The organism is Sorangium sp. So ce367 (assembly GCF_051520455.1).
GTDB classification, from domain to species: Bacteria; Myxococcota_A; Polyangia; order Polyangiales; family Polyangiaceae; genus Sorangium; species Sorangium cellulosum_B.
This window is the reverse complement of the sequence record NZ_CP150334.1, coordinates 6,503,755-6,529,053: the sequence shown is the minus strand read 5'-3', so window position 1 is coordinate 6,529,053 and position 25,299 is coordinate 6,503,755. Positions and strand designations below refer to the sequence as shown.

Annotated in this window: 24 protein-coding genes; 5 read left to right on the top strand and 19 right to left on the bottom strand. The window is 72.1% G+C overall.

What is annotated here, in order from left to right:
• Positions 1-20: 20 nt before the first annotated feature.
• The 15 genes from WME97_RS24780 to WME97_RS24710 all read right to left on the bottom strand — a co-directional run bounded on the left by WME97_RS24780 (position 21) and on the right by WME97_RS24710 (position 15,575).
• Positions 21-827: a ferritin-like domain-containing protein gene (locus WME97_RS24780; protein WP_437555260.1), complete on the bottom strand. Its 807-nt coding sequence runs from the start codon at positions 825-827 to the stop codon at positions 21-23.
• A gap of 70 nt (positions 828-897) precedes the next feature.
• Positions 898-1,941, bottom strand: a complete 1,044-nt coding sequence (locus WME97_RS24775) for a hypothetical protein (protein WP_437555258.1) — start codon at positions 1,939-1,941, stop codon at positions 898-900.
• 213 nt (positions 1,942-2,154) lie between these two features.
• Positions 2,155-2,862: a hypothetical protein gene (locus tag WME97_RS24770; RefSeq protein ID WP_437555256.1), complete on the bottom strand. Its 708-nt coding sequence runs from the start codon at positions 2,860-2,862 to the stop codon at positions 2,155-2,157.
• A 235-nt stretch (positions 2,863-3,097) separates the two neighbouring features.
• Positions 3,098-3,436, bottom strand: a complete 339-nt coding sequence (locus WME97_RS24765; RefSeq protein ID WP_437555254.1) for a cytochrome C oxidase subunit IV family protein — start codon at positions 3,434-3,436, stop codon at positions 3,098-3,100.
• 15 nt (positions 3,437-3,451) lie between these two features.
• Entirely contained in the window at positions 3,452-4,117 is a 666-nt protein-coding gene (locus tag WME97_RS24760) for a cytochrome c oxidase subunit 3 (RefSeq protein WP_437555253.1), read from the bottom strand.
• Positions 4,092-5,750 carry a cytochrome c oxidase subunit I gene (locus WME97_RS24755; RefSeq protein ID WP_437555251.1) on the bottom strand — a complete coding sequence of 553 codons (1,659 nt, stop codon included), beginning with the start codon at positions 5,748-5,750 and terminating at the stop codon, positions 4,092-4,094. Before WME97_RS24755 ends, WME97_RS24760 begins: the two co-directional genes overlap by 26 nt.
• On the bottom strand, positions 5,747-6,838 hold the full coding sequence (gene coxB, locus WME97_RS24750; RefSeq protein ID WP_437555249.1) for a cytochrome c oxidase subunit II: 1,092 nt from the start codon (positions 6,836-6,838) through the stop codon (positions 5,747-5,749). Before coxB ends, WME97_RS24755 begins: the two co-directional genes overlap by 4 nt.
• Positions 6,835-7,671, bottom strand: a complete 837-nt coding sequence (locus WME97_RS24745; protein WP_437555247.1) for an SCO family protein — start codon at positions 7,669-7,671, stop codon at positions 6,835-6,837. The genes coxB and WME97_RS24745 overlap by 4 nt, the downstream gene beginning before the upstream one ends.
• Positions 7,671-8,063, bottom strand: a complete 393-nt coding sequence (locus tag WME97_RS24740; protein ID WP_437555245.1) for a hypothetical protein — start codon at positions 8,061-8,063, stop codon at positions 7,671-7,673. The genes WME97_RS24745 and WME97_RS24740 overlap by 1 nt, the downstream gene beginning before the upstream one ends.
• Positions 8,060-9,247 (bottom strand): hypothetical protein, encoded by a 1,188-nt coding sequence (locus WME97_RS24735; RefSeq protein ID WP_437555243.1) that lies wholly within the window; start codon positions 9,245-9,247, stop codon positions 8,060-8,062. Before WME97_RS24735 ends, WME97_RS24740 begins: the two co-directional genes overlap by 4 nt.
• Positions 9,244-9,876 carry a c-type cytochrome gene (locus WME97_RS24730; protein WP_437555241.1) on the bottom strand — a complete coding sequence of 211 codons (633 nt, stop codon included), beginning with the start codon at positions 9,874-9,876 and terminating at the stop codon, positions 9,244-9,246. Before WME97_RS24730 ends, WME97_RS24735 begins: the two co-directional genes overlap by 4 nt.
• Entirely contained in the window at positions 9,873-10,406 is a 534-nt protein-coding gene (locus WME97_RS24725) for a DUF3341 domain-containing protein (protein WP_437555239.1), read from the bottom strand. The genes WME97_RS24730 and WME97_RS24725 overlap by 4 nt, the downstream gene beginning before the upstream one ends.
• A 1-nt stretch (position 10,407) precedes the next feature.
• Positions 10,408-11,754 (bottom strand): NrfD/PsrC family molybdoenzyme membrane anchor subunit, encoded by a 1,347-nt coding sequence (nrfD, locus tag WME97_RS24720; RefSeq protein WP_437555237.1) that lies wholly within the window; start codon positions 11,752-11,754, stop codon positions 10,408-10,410.
• Positions 11,751-14,771 carry a TAT-variant-translocated molybdopterin oxidoreductase gene (locus WME97_RS24715; protein ID WP_437555235.1) on the bottom strand — a complete coding sequence of 1,007 codons (3,021 nt, stop codon included), beginning with the start codon at positions 14,769-14,771 and terminating at the stop codon, positions 11,751-11,753. The genes nrfD and WME97_RS24715 overlap by 4 nt, the downstream gene beginning before the upstream one ends.
• A 153-nt stretch (positions 14,772-14,924) precedes the next feature.
• Positions 14,925-15,575 (bottom strand): cytochrome c3 family protein, encoded by a 651-nt coding sequence (locus tag WME97_RS24710; RefSeq protein WP_437555233.1) that lies wholly within the window; start codon positions 15,573-15,575, stop codon positions 14,925-14,927.
• A 253-nt stretch (positions 15,576-15,828) separates the two neighbouring features.
• On the opposite strand from WME97_RS24710, the gene WME97_RS24705 reads away from it, so the two are divergent.
• On the top strand, positions 15,829-17,304 hold the full coding sequence (locus WME97_RS24705) for a PQQ-dependent sugar dehydrogenase (RefSeq protein WP_437555231.1): 1,476 nt from the start codon (positions 15,829-15,831) through the stop codon (positions 17,302-17,304).
• A gap of 79 nt (positions 17,305-17,383) precedes the next feature.
• Here the strand turns inward: WME97_RS24705 and WME97_RS24700 are convergent, their stop codons facing one another.
• Both WME97_RS24700 and WME97_RS24695 read right to left on the bottom strand, forming a co-directional pair.
• The gene (locus tag WME97_RS24700; RefSeq protein ID WP_437555229.1) at positions 17,384-18,493 is read right to left on the bottom strand and encodes a hypothetical protein; all 1,110 of its coding nucleotides are present in this window, start codon (positions 18,491-18,493) and stop codon (positions 17,384-17,386) included.
• Positions 18,494-18,503: 10 nt separating this feature from the next.
• Positions 18,504-19,994, bottom strand: a complete 1,491-nt coding sequence (locus WME97_RS24695; protein ID WP_437555227.1) for a serine/threonine-protein kinase — start codon at positions 19,992-19,994, stop codon at positions 18,504-18,506.
• Between the two features lie 344 nt (positions 19,995-20,338).
• Between WME97_RS24695 and WME97_RS24690 the strand changes: the two genes are divergently transcribed.
• The gene (locus tag WME97_RS24690; protein ID WP_437555225.1) at positions 20,339-20,962 is read left to right on the top strand and encodes a TetR/AcrR family transcriptional regulator; all 624 of its coding nucleotides are present in this window, start codon (positions 20,339-20,341) and stop codon (positions 20,960-20,962) included.
• 12 nt (positions 20,963-20,974) lie between these two features.
• Here WME97_RS24690 and gcvA read toward each other — a convergent pair whose 3' ends face one another.
• A complete protein-coding gene (gene gcvA, locus WME97_RS24685) occupies positions 20,975-21,910 on the bottom strand; it encodes a transcriptional regulator GcvA (protein ID WP_437555223.1) in 936 nt (311 codons plus the stop codon).
• Positions 21,911-21,979: 69 nt separating this feature from the next.
• Here gcvA and WME97_RS24680 point away from each other — a divergent pair, with 69 nt between their 5' ends.
• A complete protein-coding gene (locus WME97_RS24680) occupies positions 21,980-22,630 on the top strand; it encodes a glutathione S-transferase family protein (protein WP_437555221.1) in 651 nt (216 codons plus the stop codon).
• 160 nt (positions 22,631-22,790) lie between these two features.
• Here WME97_RS24680 and WME97_RS24675 read toward each other — a convergent pair whose 3' ends face one another.
• On the bottom strand, positions 22,791-23,282 hold the full coding sequence (locus WME97_RS24675; protein WP_437555219.1) for a hypothetical protein: 492 nt from the start codon (positions 23,280-23,282) through the stop codon (positions 22,791-22,793).
• Positions 23,283-23,801: 519 nt separating this feature from the next.
• Between WME97_RS24675 and WME97_RS24670 the strand changes: the two genes are divergently transcribed.
• Together WME97_RS24670 and WME97_RS24665 are read left to right on the top strand one after the other, a co-directional pair.
• The gene (locus WME97_RS24670) at positions 23,802-24,404 is read left to right on the top strand and encodes an RNA polymerase sigma factor (protein WP_012237139.1); all 603 of its coding nucleotides are present in this window, start codon (positions 23,802-23,804) and stop codon (positions 24,402-24,404) included.
• Complete coding sequence (locus WME97_RS24665) at positions 24,401-25,279, top strand: tetratricopeptide repeat protein (RefSeq protein ID WP_437555217.1); 879 nt, start codon at positions 24,401-24,403, stop codon at positions 25,277-25,279. The genes WME97_RS24670 and WME97_RS24665 overlap by 4 nt, the downstream gene beginning before the upstream one ends.
• Positions 25,280-25,299: the final 20 nt, after the last annotated feature.

Below are 25,299 nucleotides of genomic sequence, written 5' to 3'. Positions count from 1 at the left end.
GCGGCGGCTGGAGGTCCGGCTCAGGGGGGCGCGGCGGACCTGTCGGGCGCTGTCGCCGCGCGCCACGCGGCGGTCGCGTCGAGGCCGTGCTCGCCGAAGCGAGGCGCGTAGTCCCGCTCCACGGCGCGCTCGAGGATCTCGCCGTACCGCGCGGGCGGCATCAGGCCCCAGGCGCGGTCGTCGTCGGAGATCGCCGCGCGCCTCGCGCCGCCAGGGGGCATGTAGCTCCTGCGAAGCCGCGTGAACATGGCGTGGAACTCGCGCTCGACCAGCTGCCGCACGGCCGGCGCGCACGGCTGCTCGAGCAGGTAACGGAGCAGCGTCCAGCCGAAGTCGCGGTGCCGCACCTCGTCGCGCAGGATGCGGTCGAGCGCCCGGCGCGCAACCGGCACGGTGCACCCCTCGCGGAGCACCTTGAAGAGCGGGACCGCGACCGTCTCCCCCAGGCAGAACACCTCCACGCCTGCCCGGGCGACGGCCATCTCGAGCGGCTCGTCTCCGGTGCTCCTGAGCCCGAGCGTCTCGCGGCGGAGCGCCGGCAAGGCGCCGCCGCCCGCGCGGGCGTGGACGCGATGGCTGAGGCGAGCGTGCGCGAGCTCGTCCTTGACGATGCGGAGGCCGTCGTCGATGAGATCCGGCGACGCGCCCATCTGGATCAGCCAGAGCGTGAGGTGCTGCGTGATCGCCGCCGAGCGGTACTCGGCCTCGACGCGCCGCCCCCACTCGGCGCGCACCGCGTCGCTCGCGGGAGGGAGGGGGGCGCGCTGCCCGCGCGGCGCCTCCGCGTCAGCGTCGCTGTCCTGCTCTGCGTCGGGGGCGTCCGTCATGGGATCACGCTAGGCGGGGAGTCCGGGGGCGGCAAGACGGGAGACGGGCGCTCGCCGCCCCCGGAGGAGCTCACGGCGACGTGCTCGGGCGCCCGCCTGGCGGCGCGCACACCTTCACTGTCGAGCCGCAGGCGTCACAGGCCTGCTTGTAACAGGGGTTGATGACGAGCTCCTGGCAGAGCGTCCCGCCCGGACACGCCTCGTTGACCTCGCAACCCTGGCTCGGGAAGCAGCCCGCCTTGGCCAGCACGGGGGTCGTCGAGGCGTCGCCGCAGCCTGGCGTGAGCCAGCGACACGCTGGCCCGAGGTTTTCGCACGCGTCCTCGGTGGCGGCGTTGAGACAGACGTCGGGGGGCGGCGGGTTGCAGAAGATCTCGGCTACCTGCCAGCTCCAGGTGTCCTTTTGCTGAACGCACGCGGCCTCGGTCGGCATCGGGCCGCAGCCGGTCATCATCTCGTAGGGGCAGGGCCCGCTCGCCGCCACGCAGGGATCCCCGTCGGTCGGCATCACCTCGGGACACACCGGCGCCGGCGGGTTGCAGGCCGGTGAGATCGGCTCGGACCACGTGCCGTCGTCACCGCAGCTCACCAGCGCAGGGCAACTGGTGGCGTCATAGTTACAGGTCTTCCCGGGCTCCGCGCAGGCGCTGCCGGCCTTCGGCATCTCCACGGGGCACTCCGGCGGCGGCGGGTTGCAGGCCGGCGAGATCGGCTCGGACCACGTGCCGTCGTCACCGCACGTCACCACCGAGGGGCAACCGGTCGTGTCATAGTTGCAGGTCTTCCCGCGCTCCTCGCAGGCGCTGCCAGCCTTCGGCACCTCCGCGGGGCACTCCGGCGGCGGCGGGTTGCAGGCCACCGTGGGCCCCTCAAGCCACTCCCCGCTCACACACGTGCTGTCGATCGGGAGGCCGCACGACTCCTTACCGTAGTTGCATGTAAGACCGTCCTCCTCACAGCTCGATCCGACCTCCGGCGCCGACTCGGGGCAGCTGCCGCTCGTCACCGTGGGATCGCACCCCGGCAGGGCCACCGCGCCCGCGAGCGAGGCCGCCGCGGCGACGGTCACGATGAACGGCGCCTTCAGCACCTTTCGCTTCTTCTGCGTGGACATGGTTCGACGGGTCCTTTCTTTGGCACAGGTTGGCGCAGGGTTACGTCCTCGCGCGCTCCAGGGCTGGGTTGAGCAAGCGAGGTGCCAGGGCGAGCCATGGCGGACCCGGGAGCGAAATTTGTCGGCATTATAGGAAAATAACGCCCTGGGTGTGTCTTTCTACAGCGCTCGCGGGAGCCCGCGAGCGCTCTCCCGCTCGGGCCATGAGCCGATTCAGCGGCAGGCGCTGATCTGCACGTCGTCGATGTTCCAGCCCGACATGGGCGCGCCGCCGAAGGCGATGACGGCGCTGTAGCCGAACCGCACCCGCAGGTTCGAGCTCTTGTAGGGCGTCAGATCGTAGGTGACGCGCTTCCATCCGGACTCGGTGACATCGTCGTGCGGAGACTCGTAGACGATCCGCCAGCGCGATCCGTCGAAGACCTCGACGCGGGCCTTGTTGCGGTAGGTCGTGTTCAGCCATCGCCAGAACGACAGCGTGACTCGCCCGCTCACGAGCGCGTCGACGGCGGGGCTGGTCAGATAGCGCTGCGGGTGCGGCGCGGTGACGCTCGGGCTGCCGCCGAGGACCACGCCCGCCACGCCGTCGTCGCCGGCCTCGGTGTGATCGCTGGCCGGATCGGGGAACCCCGCGCGCTGGTCGCTCGACGCCCTCGCAGGCCCGATCTCCCACCCCGCCGCGAGGCTCCACCGGGTCGCCTTGTCCGCGAAGGCCTCCGTGAAGAGGACCCGCGCGGAGCACGGCGCGCTCGGGTCGACGTTCCCGGGGGCGCCGCGGAACGCCGTCGGAGAGGCCGCCGCCCAGTCCAGCGCCAGAGACCCGTCCCCCTCCGCGAGCCATGGCGCGTCCGCCGGGCCCGGCGTGCACGCCCCCGCGGCGAGGCCGCACAGGACAGCGGTCCGCCCGATCCACCTCTTCATGGTCGCTCCTACGAACGTTCAATGCCGGAGGCGCAGACACCCTTCCGCAGGGCCGTCGCGCGGCATCGAGAGCACGTATTTGTAGGCCCGAACCGGGGCGGCGGATAGCCCGCGTGAGCGGCGGCAGATGCGGTGAGATCGGCGTCGCGCCCTCCGACGACAGCGCGGCTCCCGCGCCTACGGCCCGCGCCGGCGGGCGCGCTCGCGCGATGGACGGATCATCGGGATGCAGCCGTCATCGGGGCGCGGCCGTGGCCCCGGGCGGCGGGGCAGGCGGGGCCGGCCTGCGCGTGATCGTCTCGCGGCTCGTCACGTCGCTGAGCATCAGCGTGAGCAGCAGGCCGAGCAGGAGCGCCGCCACGATCATCGGGAGCGCGTTCGCGAAGCGCTGCTCGATGAGGTGCATGAAGAAGAGCAGCACGAGCACCGTCTTCACCGTGGCGATGAGCAGCGCCGCGACGACATCGGCCTGGCCGAGGTGGGCCAGCGAGAGGAGGTACGAGGCCAGCGTGAGCCCCATCAGGAGGAGCCAGACGATCACGTAGGTCCGCGAGGAGAGGTGCTTGACGGTCATGGGCGCAACGTCCCGTTAGCGGTGCATCAGGTAGAGCATCGGCCAGAGGAATATCCAGATCACGTCGACGAGGTGCCAGTAGAGCCCGCCGAGCTCGACGTGCGTCTCGTTGCCCGCGCCGTACCGGCGCCGGAAGCACCCCCACGCGAGCCAGCCGAGGACCACGAGCCCCGCGGTCACGTGGATCGCGTGGAGCCCGGTCGTCAGGTAATAGAGCGTGAAGAACATCTTCGCGCCGGCATACGGCAGCTCCTCGAAGCGGTAGCCGGCGCCGGGGAAGATCCCCTCGTGGAAGTGCGCCGCGTACTCGACGCCCTTCAGCACGAGGAAGGCGAGGCCGAGCGCGATCGCGCCCAGCAGGAGGCGGCCGGCCCTCGCCGGCCGGTCGAGGCGCACGGCGTAGACGCTCAGCGCGACGAGCAGGCTGCTCGTCAGGAGGATCCCTGTGTTGGCCGTCCCGATGACGGCGTTGTTGTGCGCGATCCCGGCGGTGAACTCGGGGCCGAAGACCGCGCGGTAGGCGGCGTACAGGCCGAAGAGCCCGCCGAAGAGCAGGACCTCGCTGGCGAGGAAGATCCACATGCCGAAGTGCGCGGCGTGGGTCTGCTTCTCGAGGTCCTCGAACTGCATGGCCAGCCGCGCCGGGGCGAGCGGCTCAGCGGGCGGGTGAGACTCGGGCATGGGCCTCCTCGTCGGTCAGGTGGTAATCGTACGGGCCGCGATCGACGACCGGCGTCACGGGGAAGTTGTGCTCCGGCGGGATGGGCGGCGTCATCCACTCGTAGCTCCGGGACCTCCATGGATTGGCGGTGGCGCGCGCCCCCCAGCGCAGGGCGACAAGGAGGTTCACCAGCGCGAGCAGGAGCGCGCCCGAGAGCAGGAAGGCCCCGCCGGTCGAGAGCACGTTGAGCCACTGGTACTGCTCCGGGTAGCTGTAATAGCGGCGCGGCATCCCGGCGTTGCCCGCCAGGAACTGGGGGAGGAACGTCAGGATGAACCCAAGGAACACCCCGAACGACGTGAGCAACCCCATCGACTCGGAGTAGGTCCGGCCGAACATCTTGGGGAACCAGTAGTGCGCCGCCGCGAGGAACGCGGTGAGCGTGCCGCCCACCATGATGAAATGGAAGTGGGCGACGACGAAGTACGTGTCGTGCCAGTGGACGTCGAGCGACTGCGTGGCCACGGCGACGCCCGTCATGCCGCCGAAGACGAAGAGGAACAGAAACCAGAAGAAATAGAGCATCGGGGTGTTGAACTGGATGGCCCCCTTGTGCAGCGTCGCCACCCACGTGAACACCTTGATGGCGGAGAAGATCGCGACGAACATCGAGAGCGCGCCGAAGATCCCGGCGTCGAGCTCGCTGATCCCGGCCACGAACATGTGGTGCCCCCACCCCGTGAACCCGATGAACGCGATGCCGAGCGACGAGAGGGCGATCGCCCAGTAGGACGCCGGCTGGCGCTGCGCGAAGGTGCAGACCACCTCGCTGATGACCCCGAGCGCCGGGAGCACCATGATGTAAACCGCCGGGTGGGAGTAGAACCAGAACAGGTGCTGGAACAGCACGGGGTCTCCGCCCAGCGTCGGGTCGAAGATGCCGAAATGGTAGATGTGGTCTATCCCGACGAGCAGGATCGTCAGGCCGAGGACGGGCGTCGCGAGCAGCATGATGATGCTCGTGCTGTAGATGGCCCACACGAACAGCGGCACGCGCCCCCAGCCGATCCCGCGGGCGCGCATCGTGTGCGTCGTGGCGATGAAGTTCACCGCCGTCATGATCGACGAGGCGCCGAGGATGAAGATGCCGATCACGACCGGCAGGACGCCCGCGGGCGTCGTCGTGCTGTACGGCGGGTAGAACGTCCAGCCGGTGTCGGCGCCCCCGGCGATCGTCGCCCCCAGCGTGATGACGGCGCCGATCGCGTAGACGTAGAGGCTCGCCAGGTTGAGGCGCGGGAAGGCGAGATCCTTGGCGCCGATCATGAGCGGGAGGGCGAAGTTCCCGAAGATGTTCGGGATCGACGGGATCATGAAGAGCCACACCATGACCACGCCGTGGAGCGTGAACATGCGGTTGTAGGTCGCCGCGCTGATCACGGTGGGCCCGGGGGTCAGGAGCTCGGTCCGGAGGACCAGCGCGAAGGCGCCGCCGAGCATGAGCATCGGCACGATCAGCGCGTAGAACATGAGCCCGATGCGCTTGTGATCGGTCGTGAGCAGCCACGAGCGCACGCCCGCGCGGGCGCGCAGATAATCGGCGTCGTGCGCGCCGTGGATGGGCGCGGTCCCCTCGATCTCGTGGGCTGTCATGGCGTCACCCCCTCCGGCGCCGCGGCGCCCGTGTCGCTGACCCCGCCGTCCCACGGCACGACAGCGCCGCGCGGCACGTCGCGGATCGATTTCATGAGCTCGATGATCGCCGCGACGTCGGGCGGCGTGATCTGTCCCCGGAAAGACGGCATGACCGGCGTGAAGCCGCGGTGCACCGCGGCGAGCGGATCCATGATGGACTCCGTGATGTAGGCCTCGTCGGCGACGCGCTCGCCGCCGCCGTCGAGCGGCACGACCGAGCGGTAGAGCCCGGCCCAGGTCGGGCCGACGTGCTGTGTTCCATCGAGGGTGTGGCAGCGGAGGCAGCCGTGCTTCGCGGCGGCGTGCTCGCCGCGGCTCGGCATCGTCGGCTCGGTCTCGGCGAGCTCGTTCTCCGCCTCGGCGGCGGCCTCCTGCGCGAACGCCGGGGCGCTCGCCACCCCGCCGGCGAGCCAGCGCTCGTAGTCGGCCGGGTCGAGCGCGATCACCTGGCCGCGCATCTCCGAGTGGCTCGTGCCGCAGAACTCCGTGCAGAGGATGGGGTACGCGCCGGGCTCGGTCGCCTCGAACCAGGCCGTCGTGTACCGGCCCGGGAGGACGTCCTGCTTGATGCGGAACGCGGGCACGTAGAAGCTGTGGATGACGTCGCGCGACGTCATGATGAGCCGGACCGGCCTCCGCGCGGGGACATAGAGCACCGAGATCTCGCTGTCTCCCCCCGGATAGGCGAACTTCCACATCCACTGCTTGGCCGTGACATAGACGTCGAGCGCGTCCTCCGGCGGCGTGCGCAGGTCGACGAACTGGCGCGTGCCGATGGTCCAGAACGTGAGGAACACGAAGCCCAGGCCGAAGAGCGACACCGTCTCCAGGAAGAGCGCGGGCCGCGCGAAGACCCCGGGGTGCGGCCGAGGCGTGTCCTCCAGCCGGCGGCGATAGCGAATCAGGAAATACCCGCCGATGAGCGTGATGAGGGCGGCGCCGCCCATCGTCACGGAGATGACGAAGTAGTGCAGCCCGTCGATCTCGCGGGCGAGCGAGGAGCGCTGCTCGGGCAGGAAGAGCAGCTGGCGCAGGAGCTCGTTCATCGCGCGCGCCCCTCTCCCCTGCGCCGCCGCCCTTGCCAGCCGAAGAAGGCGATCACCGCGGCGGCCCACGCCAGGATGGCGGCCCCGCCGAGCCGCAGGAAGCCGGCCACATACGGGCCGTAGCGGCGGCTCGCGGGGTCGTAGCGATAACACGTCATGAGGACGCGCTCGAGGGGGGTGCCGATCTGCCCGCGGCTCGCCTCGAGGAGCGCGAGGCGGAGATCGAGGGAGGAGAACTCGATGCCATAGAGGACCCGTGAGATGCGGCCGTCCGGCGTGAGGACGAAGATGGCGGCGGGGTGCGCGTATTGCTCCGTCTGCGGGTCGTACCCGAACCGGAAGCCGAGATCGCCCGCGAGCGCGCGGATGTCGGGCAGCGCGCCGGTCAGGAAGGGCCAGGTCTCCCGCGTCGGCGCGCCGGCCATGCCCAGGGCCGACAGCGCGGAGGTCCTCTTCCGCGCCGCGGACGCCGGGGTGTCCCGCGGATCGAAGCTCACCGTGAGCGCGCGGTAGTGCTCTCCCAGCCGGTAATCGAGCTTCGCCATGCCGGCGACCAGGCCGCGCAGCACGAGGCCGCAGAGCGTCGGGCAGCGGTAATAGGCGAGGACGAGGACGACCGGCCGGCGCCCGTCGAAGTGCTCGGCGAGCGGCGCGCGCCGCCCGTCCATGTCGGTGAAGGGGAGCGTCGTGTCGATGGCGTTCCCGAGGCGCTCGTCGATGTCGGCCTCGCGCGCAGCGGGCGGGAGCAATGGCCGATCCGCGGCGGCCGTGAGCGGCGCGCCCGTGAACACGAGCGCGAGGAGCGCCGTGGTGGACAGGTGTTGCATCCTCATCAGCGGCTCTCCTCCACGACGAGATTCATCGCGTCCTCGATCGGGATCTGCACGAGCCCGCGGCCGCGGTCTGCCCAGCCGAAGCGCCCGAGCTCCTCGCGCTTCCGGTGGTTCAGCGCCGCGCCAAAGCCCTCCTCGCCCGTGGCCTCGCGCCGGAAGATCCGCTGATCCACCCCGGCCACCTCGCCGCGCGGCAGGGAGAGCTCCTGGGAGCGCTCGGCGCTCCTCCCCGAGGGGCGGAGCTCCGCCTCGCGCCCGTGCAGGAGCATCCAGGACCAGAGGCCCAGGACGACGAAGATCACGACGACGGCGAACGCGACGGCGAGGATCGTCTTCCAGGGGACGACATCCTCTTCCTGGCGCACGTCGGGACGGCGGTAGTGGGACGTCATATGCTCTCGTAGCGGAGGGCGGCCGGCAGCGCCGGGTCGTTGACGGGGACGAGCGGCCTGCCGCGCACCCGCAGCGCGGCGAACGCGACGCACGGGCCGATCACGGCGAGCAGCGCCGCCACGTCGAGCCAGTGGAACGGCGCGCGAGCGCCCGGGACCTCGGGCGCGACGAGCCAGTGCATGTCGATGTAATGCGCGACGAAGATCCAGGCGGCGACGGCCGACAGCCAGGCTGGGCGCCGCTTGATCCCGTAGTTGAGCAGGATCGCGAAGGGGATCACGAACCGCGCGAGCACGAGCACGAGGGACGCGATCGCCCACGGGCCGTGGGCGCGGAGCACGTAGAACTCCGCCTCTTCGGGCTTGTCCGCGATCCAGATCAGCATGAACTGGAAGAACGCGGCGTAGGCCCAGAAGATGGTGAACGCGAGGAGCAGCCGGCCGAGCGCGTAGTAGTGCGACGCGCTCAGCCCGGGCAGGAGCCCGGCGCGCTCGGCGGCGAACGCCAGCACCGTGAGCAGCGCTATCGCGGCGACGAAGCCGCCGGCGAACACATAGACGGGGAACATCGTCGACACCCACGTCGGCGCGAGGGACATGAGCCAGTCGAAGGCCGCGAACGAGAGCGTGAGCCCGACGAGCGGGAGGCCGGCGACGCTGATCACGCGGAGGCGCCGGCTGTCCGCGAGCGCCGGGGTCGCGTCGCCCAGGATCGAGCCGCGCCGGAGCAGGGCGCCGAAGACGATCCACACCGTGAAGTAGATCCCCGTCCTCACGAGGAAGAAGGGGAGGTTCAGGTAAGGCGTCTTGTGGAGCACGATGGCTCGAACGTGCTCGTCGCCGATCGACTCGGGGTGGAGCCACTCCCCGTAGAGCGCGCCGAGGCCGAACAGGAGCGGGACGAACAGCGCGCAGAGCAGCGGCAGCGCCCCGACGATCGCCTCCGCGAGGCGGCGGACGGCCACTGGCCATGTCGCGGCCATGGCGTGGCAGATCATGAGAAAGAGGAGCGCGCCGACCGCCGTGGTCACGGCGAAGGCGTAGGCCGCGAGGTACGCGTAGAAGAGCCGCTCCCGGTCCACGAACGCCCCGACGACGAGGAGGAGGGCGCCGAGGAGCGCGAGGCCGAGGGACCGCGTCACGATCGCGCGGCCGCCTCGGAAGACGGGGAATCGCCGGTTCACGGGAGCTCCTTCCGGGCGCGCTCGCGGAGGGGTGGGGGGAGCGCGTCGAGCGCGGTGGCGCGGCTCTTCCCGAGTGCCTTCACATAGGCCACGATCGCCCAGCGCTCCCTGAGCGGGACGTGCGGCTCGTACGAGCGCATGAGCCCGTAGCCCTCGACGATGACCTGGTAGATGCGCCCGGGCGGGAACGCCTGGACGCGCGGGTCGACGAGCGACGGCGGGCGCCGCAGCGTCATGTTGCGCGCGACCTCCGACTCGCCATCTCCGGCGACCCCGTGGCAGGCGGCGCAGAAGATCTCGTAGCGATCCTTCCCGCGCCGGAGCAGCTCGATCGTCACCGTGACCGGGACGCGCGCCACGTACGCTCCGTCCGCGATCCCGCGGGTGAGCCCGGGATCGCCGAGCACGCGATCGGTCGGTACGGTGCCCTCGGGCGGGCGGCGCATGGCCGAGCCGTCGTCGAAGAGCTCTGTCTCCTGGTAGGCCGTGTACCGCCGCTGGCGGAGCATGCGCTCGAGATCCAGCAGGTCCGCCTCGCCGGGCTCGGCGTCGGCCGAGGTCACCGGCGTGCAGGAGAGGCACAGCGCCGCGGCCAGGCAGGAGAGCGAGAGGGGCAGTCCGCGCGTCATGATCGCTCCTTCCCGGCCCAGGCCACGGTGAGGGCGCCGAGATCGGTGAGATCGCGCTCGGTGATGGGGCTGATGAGCGCCGGGTCGCGGGCGTCGATGCCGATCCAGAACCGATCGATGGAGGCGCGCTCGAACCCGGGCACGTCGAACACCGGGTGCGAGAGCTCGGGCAGCCGCGAGAGGACGAGCAGGATGACGAACCCCGAGAGGGCGGCCGAGAGCACCATCATCTCGAAGGTGATCGGGATGAACGCAGGGGCCGCGTGCGCCGGCCGCCCGCCCACGTTGAGCGGGTAGTCGAACGCGTTGCAATACCACTGGACGAGGTAGCCTCCCGCTGTGCCCGCGAGCGCGAAGGGCAGGACGAGCCAGGTGAGCGGCGAGCGGCGGAACCCGAGCGCCTGCTCGAGGCCGTGGATCGGGTACGGCGTGAACGCGTCGAGGCGCCGGTACCCGCGGCTCCTGAGCTCCGCGATCGCCTGGAGCAGCGCCTCGGGCGTCTCGAACTCGGCGAGCAGACCTCTCCTCATCTCAGTGCTTCTCCTTGTGGCGGAGCTCGTGGTTCAGCTCCTTGACCTCGGCCACCGGCACGAAGGGGAAGAGGCGGAGGAAGATCAGGAAGAGCAGCAGGAAGAAGCTGATCGTCCCGGCGAACATCGAGATATCGACCCACGTCGGGTGGTAGGCGTGCCACGCCGACGGGAGGAACTCGCGCTGCAGCGACAGGACGATGATCACGAACCGCTCGGACCACATCCCGACGTTCACGAGGATCGAGATGATCCAGAGAAGGATCATGTTCCTCCGGACCTTCGGGAACCACAGGAGCTGGGGCACGAGCACGTTGCAGATCATCTGCGCCCAGAAGACCGCGGCGTTCGGCCCCGTGGGGCGCGCGACGAAGAACTGGTAGATCTCGACCTCCGACGCGCTGTACCAGGCGGCGAAGAACTCGATGATGTACGAGTAGATGACGATCCAGGCGGTGACGAGCGTCATCTTGCTCAGGTTGTCGATGTGCCTCTGGGTGACGACGTTCCCGAGGTGGAAGATCCGACGCGCCGGGATGAGCAGCGTCAGCACCATCGCGAAGCCGGAGAAGATGGCCCCGGCGACGAAGAACGGGGGGAAGATCGTCGCGTGCCAGCCCGGGACGAGCGCCATGGCGAAATCGCTGCTCACGATCGAGTGCACCGAGAGCACGAGCGGCGTCGCGAGCCCGGCGAGCAGCCCGTAGAGGAGCCGGTAGTGGCGGTGCGCGGACGCGGAGCCGCGCCAGCCGAGCGACAGGACACCGTAGATGATCCGGCGGCGGCGGTCGGGGGCCCGGTCGCGGAGCGACGCGAAGTCGGGGACGAGCCCGACGTACCAGAACACGAGAGAGACCGTGAAGTACGTGAAGATGGCCGCCGCGTCCCACGGCAGCGCGCTCTTGAACTGGGGCCAGGTCCCCAGCGTGGAGGGGTAGGGGACGAGCCAGTAGGCGAACCATGGCCGTCCGAGGTGCAGGAGCGGGTAGAGGCCCGCCTGCATGACCGCGAAGAGCGTCATCGCCTCGGCGAACCGGTTGATGCTCGTGCGCCAGCGCTGCTCCAGGAGGAGCAGGATCGCGGAGATGAACGTCCCCGCGTGGCCGATGCCGACCCAGAACACGAAGTTGATGATCCCGAACGCCCAGCCCACCGGGATGTTGTTGCCCCAGACCCCGATGCCGGTGGTGATGGTGTAGAGGACGGAGATCGCGAGCAGGACCGTCCCGGCGCCGGTGAGGGTGAACGCCGCCCACCACAGCCTGGATCGCGGCTTCCAGACGACCGACAGGAGCTCTTCGGAGAGCGCCTCGTCGGTGGGTCGCCCGAGGAGGAGAGGCTCCGTCACGGCTCTTCGATCTCCGGGTTCTTGTTGTTGACGCGCGCGAGGTACATGGTCCTCGGCCGGGTGCCCTGGTCGTGCAGCACCGCGTAGCTCCGCGGCTCGCCCCGCCACGCCACCATCGCCGTCTCTTCGTGCGTGAGGGAGCCGAACTGGATCGCCTGCGTCGGACAGGCCTGCTGGCAGGCGGTGACGACCTCTCCCGGGCGGATCGGGCGGTCTTCGACCCGCGAGGCGATCTCCGCGCGGCGGATCCGCTGGACGCAGTACGTGCACTTCTCCATGACGCCGCGCTCCCGCACGGTCACGTCGGGGTTGCGCTGGAGCCTCGAGAGCCCGGTGTTGAACGCGCGGAGCTCGCCGTAATCGAACCAGTTGAAGCGGCGGACCTTGTACGGGCAGTTGTTCGAGCAGAACCGCGTCCCGACGCAGCGGTTGTAGGTCATCTCGTTGAGCCCGTCGGGGCTGTGCGTCGTCGCGTTCACGGGGCACACGTACTCGCACGGCGCCTTCTCGCAGTGCTGGCACATCATGGGCTGATGGACGACGGCCGTGTCGCGCGGGTCGCTCGATACGTACGAGTCGATGCGGAGCCAGTGCATCTCACGGCTGTTCAGGACCTCCTCCTTGCCCACCACGGGGACGTTGTTCTCGGCCTGGCACGCGACGACGCACGCGCTGCAGCCGGTGCAGATCGTGAGATCGATCGTCATGGCCCATTGCTCCTTCAGCGGCCCGGGGGCCACCGCGGGCATGAGGGACGGCTGCGGCCCCTTCAGCGCTTCCGTGAAGCCGGGGTGCTCGCGGTAGACGGTAAGGGGGACCGAGAGCGCGACAGGGCGCCCCTCGAGGCGAAAGTGCGTCTGTGTCCTTGCGAGCTTGTGCTTCTGGTCGGGCCGCTTCGTCACCGAGACGCCCGCCGCGAAGAACGGCGTGGCCGCGGCGCGGAGCCGGTATGCGTCGGACCCGACCCCGGCGGCGATCGACTCGGCGCCGCTCCGCCCGTAACCGAGCGTGAGCGATACCGTCCTGTCGGCGTGCCCCGGCGCGACGAGGACAGGTATCGATATCTTCCGCCCCCCGAGCTCGAGATCGACGACATCCTCGCTCTCGACGCCGAGCGCCTTCGCCGTCTCCGGGCTGATCAGCGCGGCGTTGTCCCAGGTGAGCTTGGTGACGGGATCCGGCAGCTCGAGCAACCACGGGTTGTTGGCGAACCGGCCGTCATAGACGCTCGCGTCGACCGAGAAGGCGACCTCGATGGCCTCCGGCGGCGGGGCCGCCGCCGCGAGCTGCGCGAGCGCCGCGATCACGCCGTCGAGCCGCAGCGAGGCGCTCTCGCGCGGGGCCGCGGTGCCCTCGACGAGCCCGCGCCGGAGCGCGTCCTCCCAGAACGCGTCGAAATCGGCGCCGCCGCGGCGCGCGGCCCACGCGTCGCGCAGGAGCTCTCGCGCGCTCCTCGGCGGCTCGCCCGCGAACACCGCGAGCACCTCGGAGGCCGTCTTGCCCTGGAAGAGCGGCTCGATGAGCGGCTGGACCAGCGAGGTCGTGCCGTCGTACGCGCGCGCGTCCCCCCAGGCCTCGAGATCGTGCGCGGCGGGCACGAACCAGTCGCAGCCGGCGGCGGTCTCGTCCTCGTAGAGGCCGAGGTAGACGCGGCTCGGGACGGAGCGGAGCAGCCCCGCGAGCTCGAGATCCGCGGGCGCCGTGTACACCACGTTGTTCTCGAGGAGCACGAGCGTATCGACGGCGCCGCGGCGGATCTCCTCGGCGAGCGCCGTGAGGTCCTGCTCGGCGGCGCCGGCCGTGATCAAGGTCCCCGCGGTGGTCCACGCCGCGCGGTCGTTGCGGAGCGCCGTGTTCATGAGGTGCGCGAGCGCGTGCACCCCGGGAGGCTGCCGCTCCCCCGCGACGACGACGCTCGCCAGGCCGCCGCGCGCGAGGTCGCGCGCGAGCGCCCGGACGAAGCGCCTCTCCGCCTCGCTGACCCGCGCCCGGAGCGGCTCGAGCGCGCCGAGCGCCTGGGGAGGGATGAACCCCGGCCGCGCGCCCTCGGTGAGGAGCAGCTCGGCGGCGATCGCCGCGGCGATCGCCGGCACGTCGCTCGGCCGCTTGCGCAGGCGGTGATCGGCGATGCTCCCCGTCGGGGTCAGCCCGGGCTCGATCACATAGAGACGGTTCATTGTGCCCGTCGGCGAGCCGAGGCGCCTTCGCTCGGCGAACTGGCGCGCATACCGCGCGTGGAAAGGCATCGACGCGAGGAAGTCGGCGTCGAGCGCGAGGATCACGTCCGCCGTCCGGAAGTCGTACTGCGCCTGGAGCGGGGCGCCGAAGGCGAGCTCGGCCCCGCGCGCCGGGTGCGCCGACCTCGCGGGCGCGTGGAACGTGAACCGGGCGGCCGGATAGCGCGCCTGGACGCGGCCGATGAGGTCGAGGACGAGCGGAGAGCCGGTGGGACGAAGGACGAACCGGAGCCCGGCGCCACCGTCGCTCCGCGCGCCCCCGAACTGCTGGACGAACGCCTGCCATGTCGCCGGGTCGTGGCCGCGCCGCGCCGCGCGCGCGCGGTGCTGATCGTACAGGCCGAGCACCGACGCCTGCTCATAGGCGCCGGTGGAGCCGAGGCTCGCCGGGTGCTCCGGGTTGCCCTCGATCTTCGTCGGCCGCCCTTCGTGGCTCTCGACGAGGACGCCCGTGGCGAACCCGTCGAGATCGAGGCTGGTGGCGTAATACCGGAGGACGCCCGGCGTCACCTCGGGCGGCGTCGTCACGTAAGGGACGATCTTGTCCGCTGCCCTCGATCTGCACCCGGACACGCCGGCGAGCGCCATGCTCGCGCCGAGGAGCTTGAGCCAGCTCCGCCGGCTCACCGCGACGGGCTCGCCGCCTCCGCCCGGGAGCTCCCGCGCCGCGGCCTCGCGGAGCTCCGGTGACTCGAGGAGCTCCGCCAGGCTGCGCCAGTACGCCTTACCGGTCTTGCCGTCGAGCGCGGGGCTCCACGGGGTCTGTCTCTGATCAGCCATCGTCCCTCTTCAGGTCATCGGTGGATCGGCGCCGCCGCCGTGGCGGCGCTCCGCTGCTCGCCGCCTGTTGGCCTTCTGTCTCGCGTGCTCTCGCAGGCTCCCTTTGTGTCTCGCGTGGATCCCTCGTTGGCCTCTCGCGTTGCGCCTGCGCGCTCACCTGTGGCAGGTCGAGCAGTGGACGAGGCTCCGCGCGCCGACCTCCTGCGCGATCTGCCGGCCGATCCGCTCCGCGTCGGGGCCGGGGTCCCAGTCCATGTCCACGATCGTGGAGAGCGGGCGGAGGTGCCGCTCCGGCGCCCTGTGGCAGTCGAGGCACCAGCCCATCGTCATCGGCGTCGCCTGGCGGACGTCGGGCATCTGGTCCACGCGGCCGTGGCACGTCACGCAGCCGACGCCCTTGTTCACGTGGATCGCGTGGTTGAAATAGACGAAGTCGGGCACGTCGGTGACGCGGTTCCAGACGATCGGCGTGCCCGAGAAATAGCTGTTCCGGACGAGCTCGAGCTTGGGGCTCTGATTCCAGACCTGGCTGTGACAGCCCATGCACAGCGCCGTCGACGGCATGCCCGCCGTGGCCGTCCGCTCGACCGTGTGATGGCAGAACCGGCAATCGATGGCGTCGTCCTGCACATGGTGCCTGTGGTCGAACTGCACCGGCTGCTGCACGGGCAGGTGCCGCCCGGTGTTCCAGTCCGAGCGCACGTAGATCATCGGCGCTGACACGGCCGCCGCGCCGCCGAGGAAGACGGCGGCGATGGCGAGTCGGAAAGCGGTGTTGCTCCAGCGCGGAAAAACGGATGCCATGCTCTCGTGTGCTCGGCCTCGCTCGAAGTGCGGCGATGGGGCCAGCTCCATCGATATCGATGCGTGGATCGCGGGGCTCGTTTCGCGATCTCGCCACGCCCCGAACGCCGGCGCAGGCGCGTCAGGGGGGCCCGCAGCGGCGCCGTCCGGCGTGCGCGCGCGGCGGGCGCCCTCGATCGCGCGCGGGGCGTGCGGGCGCCTCCAACACCGGATCTTCGCCGCCCTGAGCTTCGATCTACGATACCGTCAAGCCATGAGGCCGTCGAGCTCAGCCCTGTCGCCCCTTCCGCTCATCGCGCTTTCTCTGGCGGCCGAGCTCGCGTTCATTGCCTGCTCGCGCGAGGCGTCGATCTCTCCGCTGCCGCCCGGCACGACCGGCGGGGCCTCGTCGGCCACAGCCGGCGGAGCGGGCGCGAGTGGGGGTGGCGGCAGCGGGGCTGGCGCGAGCGGGGCTGGCGGCAGCGGGGTGGGCGGCAGCGCCGCTGGCGGCGGCGGGGCTGGCGCGAGCGGCGCTGGCGGCAGCGGGGTGGGCGGCAGCGCCGCTGGCGGCGGCGGGGCTGGCGGGAGCGGCGGTGGTGAGCCCGCGGCGGGATTCAGCTGCGCGCCGCCGAGCGAGGACGAGGGCGCGCTGAAGCTCACAACGCTCGTCTCCGGCCTCGATCACCCGCTCCTCGTGAAATCCGCGCCGGGCGACCCCACGCGGCTCTTCATCCTGACGCAGCCTGGCCAGATCCTCGTCCTCGACGATGGAGCGGCGGAGCCCAAGGTGTTTCTCGATATCCGGGATCGCGTCCTGTTCAATGACAACAACGAGCGCGGCCTCCTCGGGCTCGCCTTCCACCCCGATTACGAGGACACCGGTCGCTTCTTCGTCCACCACACGGACGAGGCGACGGGCGGCAACGCGCGTGTGGTCGAGTTCGCGCGGGGAGAGCGACCGGACGTGGCCAGTCCAGACCCGGTGGCCATGTACCTCGAGGTCGTGGATCTGCATCGAAACCACAACGGCGGTTCGCTCGAGTTCAGCCCGATCGACGGCTTCCTCTATCTCGGGCTCGGCGATGGCGGGGACAACAACGACGCGGGCCCCAACCATGCGGACATCGGCAACGGCCAGGCGCTCACGACCCTGCTCGGGAAGATCCTTCGCCTCGACGTCTCGACACACCCGTACAGCATCCCGGAAGGGAACATGACGGGCGAAGGCGTCCTGCCCGAGATCTGGGACTATGGCTTGCGGAACCCGTACCGCTTCAGCTTCGACGCGTGCACGGGCGATCTCTACATCGCGGACGTCGGTAACCGCCTCTGGGAAGAGATCAACATCGAGCCGGCCGGGCAGGGACGGAAGAACTACGGCTGGCGCCGGATGGAGGGCGCGCACTGCTTCATCCCCGCGGAGAGCTGCGATCTCGAGGGGACCATCACGCTCCCTGCCGTCGAGTACGGCCACGCCGGGCGGGTCATCGAGGATTGCTCGGTCACCGGCGGCTACGTCTACCGGGGCAGCGAGATCCCGTGGCTCCGGGGGAGCTACTTCTACGGCGATTACTGCAGCGGCAGGGTCTGGACGCTCACCTACGAGGCCGGGGTGGCCTCCGCGCCCGTCGACCGAACGGACGACCTCGGATCGTTCGGCTTCAGCATCGCCAGCTTCGGGCAGGACGGCGCCGGCAGGGTCTACGTCGTCGATCTCGGCGGCACCGTGTACCGGATCGATCCGGAATGAGCGCTCACGGCGCCGCTCGCCGCGCGCCGCGGCGGCGCACCGCCGCGCGCGCCGGGCCGGCGCAGCGCCGCGCCGGCGCTCACATGGACCAGCGGAGCCCGGCGTAGCGCGGGCCGATGACGAGCTCGGGCGGCGGCGCCGGCGTGGAGGCAGCCTGCTTCTCGGGCTGCACCGGCACCTTGCGGCCGCCGATGATGGCGAGCGGGATGCCGACGCCGGCAAGGACGAGCCCGCCGACGACGAGCCCGACCCCGGCACCTTCCGAGCCGTCCTCCTCGTAGCCCGCGTCGTCGGCGAACGGGTCGCTGGAGTCGTACTCGCAGCCGTCGCCGGAGCACGAGGGGGTGGAGGCGATCACCAGGCCCCCTCCGAGGAGGGCGATGGTGCCGAGGCTCGTCAGGACGATGCCGGTGACCATCATCCCCTTGCTGCGGCGCTTGGTCAGCGGCGCAGCCGGGGGCGCCGGCGCGTGCGCGGCGACCGGCGCGAACGGGGCGCCGCTCGCTCGCGGCGCGGCGGGGCCGCTCGGCGGGGGCGCGGCGGCGCCCGCAGGCGCGGCGGGGCCGCTCGGCGGGAGCGCGGCGTCGCGCGCCGGCGCGCCCGCGGGCAGCGGCGGGATGGCCAGCGTCTCCGAGGCGCCCGCCCGGGTGAGCTCCATGGATCTCGCGAACGGCGCTCGGCCGGCGGCGGAGGCCTCGACCGTGTGCTTCCCGGGATCCACGGGCACCGGCGTGCCCCACTGCGCGCGCCCCACGAGGGCGCCGTCGCGCTTCACCTGGAGGTCGGCCGGGGAGTCGGCCGGCGCCGTGATCGTCAGCCGGATGAGCCGCGGCTCGAGCGCGGCGGCGCGCTGCCGCGCGACCTTCTCGCGCTCCAGCTGGCCGGCGGCCCTCGACGCGCCGGCCACCTCGAGGAACATCGACCAGGCGCTCGCCGTCCGGCCGAGCTGCTCGTAGCAGGCCGCGAGGTTGAACTGCGTGCCGATCCCCGGGTCGAGCCGCTGGCTCTCCTCGAGCTTGGGGCACGCGTCGGCGTATTTGCCCTGGGCCATCAGCTGCTTGGCCGCGTCGAACAGGGCCTGCGCGGCCGCCGTGTCGGCCCTCGCGTCGCGGCCGCCCGAGAGGAGGGCGGCAAGGAACATCGCGAGCGCCAGCAGGCGCCCGAGGTGCTTCACGGGCAGGCTCGTCATGGTGGTGTCCTCACTTGCGATCGTCGAACAGGTTGCCGCCGGGCGGCGCGGCGGCCGGGGCGGCGGGCGGCCGGGTGGCCGGAGCCTGCGTGGGCTGCGTGGCGGCCGGGGGTCGCGGTGCGGCGCTCGGCCGGCGCGGCGCCGCGGGCTTGCCGCTGGCCGGCGCCGCGGGGGGCGCAGGGGGGATCTCGGCCGGGCCCGGCGCCGCCGTGCGGTCGTCCACCGGCGCGGGGGCTTCGGCGCCGCCGGGCGTGACGGTCGGCGAGAGCGACGCGGGCGCGGTCGGCGGCTGTGCCGCGGCGTCCGCTGGCGACCGCGCGGCCGAGGCGCTGGCGGCCGGCTCGGTCGCCGCGCCGTCGCCGCGCGAGCGGGACGTCAGGAACGCGAAGACCGCGAGCGCGGCGATCAGCGACACGAAGGCGCCGGCCGCGACGGCGAGCCCCACCGGCCGCTTCCGCGGCACGACCGTCCCGCTCCACGTCGGCGAGGTGTTCAGCGACGTGTTCACCACGGTCGGCGAGGTGGTCACCCCGTTCGCCGAAGGGAGCTCCGGCCGCGGGGGCCCCGAGCTCCGCGAGATCCCGCTGATCCGGTCGACCGAGAGCCGGGCCCGCCCGGTCGCGAACGGCGCGAGCGCCTCGGCCAGCTCCCCGACGTGGCGGAACCGCTGCTCCGGCAGCTTCTCCAGGCACCTGCGGATCACCGCCTCGAGCGCCGGGGGCACGTCGGAGCGGAACGCGGCGAGGGGGCTCGGGATCCCCTGCATGATCGCCACGCAGAGCTGCGGCATCGTCGCGCCGTCGAACGGCGGCGCGCCGGTGAGCAGCTCGAACAGGATGACGCCGAGCGACCAGATGTCGGTGCGCGCGTCGACGTCGCGCGAGGACTTGAGCTGCTCGGGCGACATGTAGAGCGGCGACCCCATGATGGCCTTCGTGTCGGTGATCCGCGGGTCGGAGCCGCCGGTCGCCACCTTCGAGATCCCGAAGTCGAGCACCTTCACGCACGGGGAGCTGTCCGCGCGCCGCGTGAGGAACAGGTTCGCCGGCTTGAGGTCGCGGTGGATGATGCCCGCGGCGTGCGCCTCGGCGAGCGCCTCGCAGGCCTGGAGGACGTACTCGACGGCGGCCTGCGGGGTCATCGGCCCGCCCGCGCGGAGCGCGTCGGCGAGGTCGCTGCCCGACAGGTACTCCATCACCATGTACGGCGTGCCGGAGTCGAGCGTCCCGACGTCGGTCACGCGCGCCACGTGCTCGCTCTTGACCTTCACCGCGGCGCGCGCCTCGCGCACGAAGCGCTCGGCGAGCGTGCGCGACTTCGCCGCCTCGGGCAGGAGCAGCTTGATCGCGACCCGCTCCTCCAGCTGGAGGTGGGTCGCGGCGACGACGACGCCCATCCCGCCGGCGCCGATCACCCGCTCGACGCGGTACTTCTCGGCGATGACCTGCCCCGGTCGCACCAGCCCTTCGGCTTCGTCGTGTGTCGGCGCGGTGCTCGTCATGGCTCGGTCCCCTCGCACGCCGGACCGCGGATCCCGTGAACAGCGCGATCTTCGCGGAAAATCCGGTGCAAAGCCAGCCCACGATAGCCGCCGGGCGTACGGCGATCAATCTCGGGGCTGGGCCCCGTCGCGCCGGCGCGGCCCGCGCGCCGTCGGGTTCGTGCCATCGCCAGCGCGCCGCCGCGCCCATGCCAGCGCGCCGCTACGCCCGTGCCAGCGCGCCGCCACACCCGCGCCAGCGCGCCGCGCCCGTGCCCGCGCGCCGTGGCGTCCCCGTGGTCCCTGCCGGCCGCCCGCCAGGACGCTTCCCCCGGCCGTGAATCCGGGAGAACATCGCTCACCTCATGGAGCACGGTTACCCCGGCGGCGCCACTGAGCGGCGCCAGCGGATCCTCGAGGCGACAGAGCGGCTCCTCCGCCGGTACGGGCCTGCCAAGACAACCGTCGCCGATATCGCGCGCGAGGCCGAGATCGCGGTCGGAGCCGTGTACCTCGAGTTCGCCTCGAAGGACGCCATCGTCGAGGAGCTCTCCCAGGGCGAGCACCGCGCCGTCATGGCCGCGATGCGCGCCGCCGCGGCCGGGGACGACGTGCCCTTTTGCGACCGGCTCCGGGCGGTGTTCGACGCCCGAGCGCGCGCCTTCCTGGAGCTCGCCGGCTCGGGCGCGCACGCATGCGATCTCGTGCATTGCCAGAGCCGCGCCGTGAAGGCCGCCCACGCCCGCTTCCTCGACGAGGAGCGCGCGCTCCTCCGCGATCTCGTCGCGCGCGGCGCCGGCGCTGGCGAGCTCGACGCCGCCGACCCCGAGCTCACCGCGCGCGCCCTCCTGCGCGCCTATGCGAGCTTCGCTCCTCCGTGGCTGTTCCAGGGCTCCCGCGAAGAGGTCGAGGCGATGCTGTCCGCGGTCCACCGGATCGTCCTTTACGGCCTGGTCGGCCGCGGGCCCGCCGGCGAGCCGGGGGGCTGACGCCGCGCGCCGTCAGCCGCCGGGCCTGCGCAGGCTCGCGGCCTCGGAGACGACCCAGTCCCTGAAGGCGGCCACCGGCTTGCGCCGCAGGCTCGCGCGCGTGCTCACGAGGTAGTAAGCGAGGCCCGTCGGCAGCGCCGGGAGCCTGGGAAAGAGCAGCACCAGGCGGCCGAGCTCGAGCTCTGCGGCCGCGAGCGACCAGCGCGCGAGCGCCACCCCCTGACCGCGCACCGCCGCGTCCACCAGCATCGACGAGTCGGTGAGCTGGCTCTGGCGCACCCGGGCCGGCAGGCGGCGCGAGCGCTCGCGAAACCAGCGGCCCCAGGCGTCGGGGTGGTCGTCCCCGAGCAACACCTCGTGGCTCAGGTCCTCGACGCGCCAGCGCGCGCGCTTGCTCGCGACGCTCGGCGCGGCGGCCACGATCAGGGCGTCGTCCGCCAGCTTGACGGTCAAGAGGCCCGGGTAGCTGCCGAGTCCATAACGGATGCCGATGTCCACCGGCTCTCTCGCGAGATCGATGAGGCGCTCGGTGGCGGAGATGCGCACGTCGACCTCCGGGTGGCTCACAAGGAACTGCCCGAGCCGCGGCACGAGCCAGCGCGCCCCGAACGACGGCGTGACGCTGACCGACACGGCGGGCCGCGCGTCCGCGGCGGGCCGCCGCAGGCGGGCGTTCGCCTCGCGCAGCCTGGCGAACACGACGCCCAGCTCCGCGGCCCAGCGCTCGCCGTCCTCCGTCAGGCTGATGCCGTGCGGCGAGCGCCGAAACAGCGCCGTCTCCAGGGTGTCCTCGAGGGCGCGGATCTGGTGGCTGACGGCGGCCTGGGTCACGCCCAGCTCGCGCGCCGCGCGGGTGACGCTCGAATGGCGCGCCGCGGCCTCGAACGCCTGAAGGGCGGTGAGCGATGGCAGCGGCGGAGGGGGATCCCCCGGGGCGGGGCTGGTCATGAGAATTTCTCATGTACCATGGAAAACATTCGTTCGCTCGTCCAGGCGCGCCGGGGTATCCCGGGAGCCATGAAGCTCTACCGACTCCGATATAGCCCCTTCGCCCGCAAAGTTCAGATGCTGCTCGACCTCCTGGGCCGCCCGTACGAGCTGGTCGAGGTGCCGTACGATGATCGCGACGAGCTGGCCCGCGTGACCGGCGGCTACATCTACGTTCCGGTGCTGGTCGGCGACGACGGCCGGGTGACGGTCGAGTCGCGGCGGATCTGCGAGCTCCTGCTCGAGGACCCTGCCGCCCGGCGCTTGACGCTGGACGTCCTCGAGGGCCCGGTCTGGGCGTACGCGGACTTCTGCGACGGACCGCTGGAGGACGTGCTCTTTCGAATCGCGTCGCCGCGCATCCGCGACGCCTGGGAGCGGCCGGGTCAGCGCGCCCTGTACACGCTGATCAAGGAGCGCAAGTTCGGCGCTGGCTGTATCGAGCAGTGGGAGCGCGACACCCCGGCGCTGCTCGAGCGCGCGAAGACCCTGCTCGCGCCGACCGTCCGGACGCTGAAGCGATCGCCGTTCGTGTTCGGCGAGGCCCCGAGCCTCGCGGACGCGGCGCTTTACGGCAACCTGGCGATGTTGTTCGAAGCGGACCGGGCGCTGCCCGGAGCGCTGGCGGCGGAGCTGCCGGGGTACATGTCCCGGCTCGAGCGGCTCATCCCGTCGCGGTGAGCCTGGGCTCCCCGCCGCGCTGATTGCCCCGCTTCGCGGAATTCACCAGTTCGGCGGTCAGGAGTCGGGCTGTGGGGATGAGAGCGCGGAACTCCACGAGACGCACGATGGGGCGCGCTTCGAGATCAGGGCTCCGCGCGCCCGGGGAGCGCCCCGCGACTCAGGTGCAGGCGCCCTCGACGCACTCGCTGCCGCTCGGGCAATCGCAGTCCACCTCGCAGGAGATGGCCGGCTCCGGCGGGGGCGCGCAATAGCCACCCTCGCACGACTCGCCCTCGGCGCACTCGCACGAGGCCGCGCACGGCGTCTTGCAGGTCCCCTCGACGCATACGTCGCCGCTCGGGCAGTCGCAAGACGCCTCGCAGGCGCCGGGGGTTCCTGGTGAGCTCTCGCCGCCGCCGCTCGCGCTGCTCTCGCCGCCGCTGCTCGCGCTGCTCTCGCCACCGCTGCTGCTCGCACCGTCCTCACCGTCGGCTTCGTCGGTGTCCTCGTCCGGATCCGGGCGCTCGAAGTCGGGAGCGTCGGGCGCGTCGATACAGTCATCGTCCCAGTCGCAGTCCTCGCCGGTCTCGATGTAACAACCGACCGTCGTCATCGAGAAGACGGACAAAGAGAGACCGAGACCCCACTCGAAGGCCGTGCGCATGTTCATATATCCTCACTCCTGATCAGCGATGGATCCAGGGCAGCGGCGCGGCTCGTCGGCGCGGCGCCCTCTGCCCACTCGGAGCTGCGTGCCCGCTGCCACGCGCTCCGTTCAACGGGTCGTGCGCCTGCGCACGATCTCGACGGCGCCGGTCCGGAGCTCCCGGGCGGCGGGGTGGACCGCGGCGGTCGATCACGCGCCCTGGCCGTCGATTTGAGCCGTCCGGACCCCTGGCGATCGATTTCGACCACCGGGGTTGAACGTTCCCGACCCCTCCGGGCACGAAACCGACGCGCCGACCATGAACGCTCTTCTCCACGCCGGGCACGACGGGGTGTGCCTCATGTCGACCCGGGCTCGCCGACGCTTGTTGATGGCAAACGGGCAACGCCGCCGAGCGCGTTCGGGTGTAACGATGATGGCGCAGGGATGGACGGAGATGGGACGGATCGAGCAGCGGGTTTTCCGGGGGCACAGCCGTCCGGCGACGTCGAGCCCCCGCGCGCCGGGGAGAGGTGGCGCCCAATGAAGACCATGGCGCTCCTCATGCCGTTCTTCTTCTCCCGCGGCGCCGAGCGCGCGCAGGACGCGGAGGAGGAGCTCGTCGAGCGGCTGCGGCGCGGGGACGCCGCGGCGGTCGGCGAGGCGTACGACAGGCACTACGGCGCGGTGCGCGGGTTCGCCCGCCGCCTCACCGGCGACGACGCGTCCGCCGAGGACCTGGCCCACGACGTCTTCATCAGCCTGCCGCAGGCCGCACAGCGGTTCCGCGGCGGCTCGTCGCTCAAGACGTTCCTCATCGCGATCGCGGTCAACCACGCCCGCCACCACCTCCGCGCGGCGGCGCGGCGCCGCGCGGCCATGGAGCGGCTCGCCCTGGAGCCGGACGAGGAGCACGCGTCGAGCCCCGAGCGGGAAGCCGGCCGCGCCGCGCTCGCCCAGGCCCTGAACCGCGCCCTCGACGCGCTGCCGACGGCCCAGCGCGTGGCGTTCGTGCTCTGCGAGGTCGAGGAGCGCAGCGCGCGCGAGGCGTCCGAGATCATGGGCGTGCCCGAGGCCACAGTGCGCACGCGGCTGTTCCACGCCAAGCAGAAGCTCCGGACGCTGCTGGAAGAGAGGGCGCCGTGAAGGAGAAGGACGACGTGCTCCGCGAGGCCGCGCGCGCGCTGCGCTCGGAGGCAGACGCGTCGCGCAACCGCCGCGACGAGACGCGCGCCCGCGTGATGAGGAGCCTGAAGGCCCAGCGCGCCCGCCGCCTCGCGATGGTCCGCGTGGTGGTCCCGCTGGCCGCCGTGCTCGTCGGATCGGTCGCGTGGGCCTCGGCCGCGCGCTGGTTCCCCGGCGGCTGGGACGACCTCGCGTCGCGGCTCGGGCTGCGCGTCTCCGAGGCGCCCACCATGCCGCCCGCGCCGCCGCCGCAGCGCGCGCTGTCCGGGCCGCGGCACGCAGCCGAGGCGCCCGCGCCGCCTGCGGCCGAGGCGCCCGCGCCGCCCGAGGCCGAGGCGAGCGCGGAGGCGGTCGCGCCGGAGCCGCCGCCGCTGCCTGCGCCGATCGCGGAGCCCCCGATCGCCCCTGCGCCGCCGCGCGCGCCGGTGCTTGCGGTCGCGCCGGTCCGGTCGGCCTCACGCCCGATCGCGGCCGTCGCGCCGCGCGCCGCGCGCCTGCCGACCGCGCCGCGGCCGGCTGCGGGCGATCCGCAGGCCATCGAGCGTCCGCCGGCCGGCCCCGACGCGGACGCGCTCTATCAGGCGGCGCACCGCGCGCACTTCGCCGAGCGCAACCCGGCGGCCGCGCTCGACGCGTGGAACGCGTACCTGACCGCCGCTCCGCGCGGCCGCTTCGCGGTGGAGGCCCAGTACAACCGCGCTCTCTGCCTCGTTCGCCTCGGCCGCAAGGACGAGGCGCGGCGGGCGCTCGATCCGTTCGCGCAGGGCGCCTTCGGCGGCTACCGGAAGGACGAGTCGCGCTCGCTGCTCGAGGCGCTCAGCGGCGCGGACGAGTGAGCGTGGCGGCGCGTGAACGA

Coding starts and splice junctions, on each gene's coding strand:
- WME97_RS24780 (WP_437555260.1), bottom strand. CDS start 827: ATGACGGACGCCCCCGACGCAGAGCAGGACAGCGACGCTGACGCGGAG.
- WME97_RS24775 (WP_437555258.1), bottom strand. CDS start 1,941: ATGTCCACGCAGAAGAAGCGAAAGGTGCTGAAGGCGCCGTTCATCGTG.
- WME97_RS24770 (WP_437555256.1), bottom strand. CDS start 2,862: ATGAAGAGGTGGATCGGGCGGACCGCTGTCCTGTGCGGCCTCGCCGCG.
- WME97_RS24765 (WP_437555254.1), bottom strand. CDS start 3,436: ATGACCGTCAAGCACCTCTCCTCGCGGACCTACGTGATCGTCTGGCTC.
- WME97_RS24760 (WP_437555253.1), bottom strand. CDS start 4,117: ATGCCCGAGTCTCACCCGCCCGCTGAGCCGCTCGCCCCGGCGCGGCTG.
- WME97_RS24755 (WP_437555251.1), bottom strand. CDS start 5,750: ATGACAGCCCACGAGATCGAGGGGACCGCGCCCATCCACGGCGCGCAC.
- coxB (WP_437555249.1), bottom strand. CDS start 6,838: ATGAACGAGCTCCTGCGCCAGCTGCTCTTCCTGCCCGAGCAGCGCTCC.
- WME97_RS24745 (WP_437555247.1), bottom strand. CDS start 7,671: ATGAGGATGCAACACCTGTCCACCACGGCGCTCCTCGCGCTCGTGTTC.
- WME97_RS24740 (WP_437555245.1), bottom strand. CDS start 8,063: ATGACGTCCCACTACCGCCGTCCCGACGTGCGCCAGGAAGAGGATGTC.
- WME97_RS24730 (WP_437555241.1), bottom strand. CDS start 9,876: ATGACGCGCGGACTGCCCCTCTCGCTCTCCTGCCTGGCCGCGGCGCTG.
- WME97_RS24725 (WP_437555239.1), bottom strand. CDS start 10,406: ATGAGGAGAGGTCTGCTCGCCGAGTTCGAGACGCCCGAGGCGCTGCTC.
- WME97_RS24715 (WP_437555235.1), bottom strand. CDS start 14,771: ATGGCTGATCAGAGACAGACCCCGTGGAGCCCCGCGCTCGACGGCAAG.
- WME97_RS24710 (WP_437555233.1), bottom strand. CDS start 15,575: ATGGCATCCGTTTTTCCGCGCTGGAGCAACACCGCTTTCCGACTCGCC.
- WME97_RS24705 (WP_437555231.1), top strand. CDS start 15,829: ATGAGGCCGTCGAGCTCAGCCCTGTCGCCCCTTCCGCTCATCGCGCTT.
- WME97_RS24700 (WP_437555229.1), bottom strand. CDS start 18,493: ATGACGAGCCTGCCCGTGAAGCACCTCGGGCGCCTGCTGGCGCTCGCG.
- WME97_RS24695 (WP_437555227.1), bottom strand. CDS start 19,994: ATGACGAGCACCGCGCCGACACACGACGAAGCCGAAGGGCTGGTGCGA.
- WME97_RS24690 (WP_437555225.1), top strand. CDS start 20,339: ATGGAGCACGGTTACCCCGGCGGCGCCACTGAGCGGCGCCAGCGGATC.
- gcvA (WP_437555223.1), bottom strand. CDS start 21,910: ATGACCAGCCCCGCCCCGGGGGATCCCCCTCCGCCGCTGCCATCGCTC.
- WME97_RS24680 (WP_437555221.1), top strand. CDS start 21,980: ATGAAGCTCTACCGACTCCGATATAGCCCCTTCGCCCGCAAAGTTCAG.
- WME97_RS24675 (WP_437555219.1), bottom strand. CDS start 23,282: ATGAACATGCGCACGGCCTTCGAGTGGGGTCTCGGTCTCTCTTTGTCC.
- WME97_RS24670 (WP_012237139.1), top strand. CDS start 23,802: ATGAAGACCATGGCGCTCCTCATGCCGTTCTTCTTCTCCCGCGGCGCC.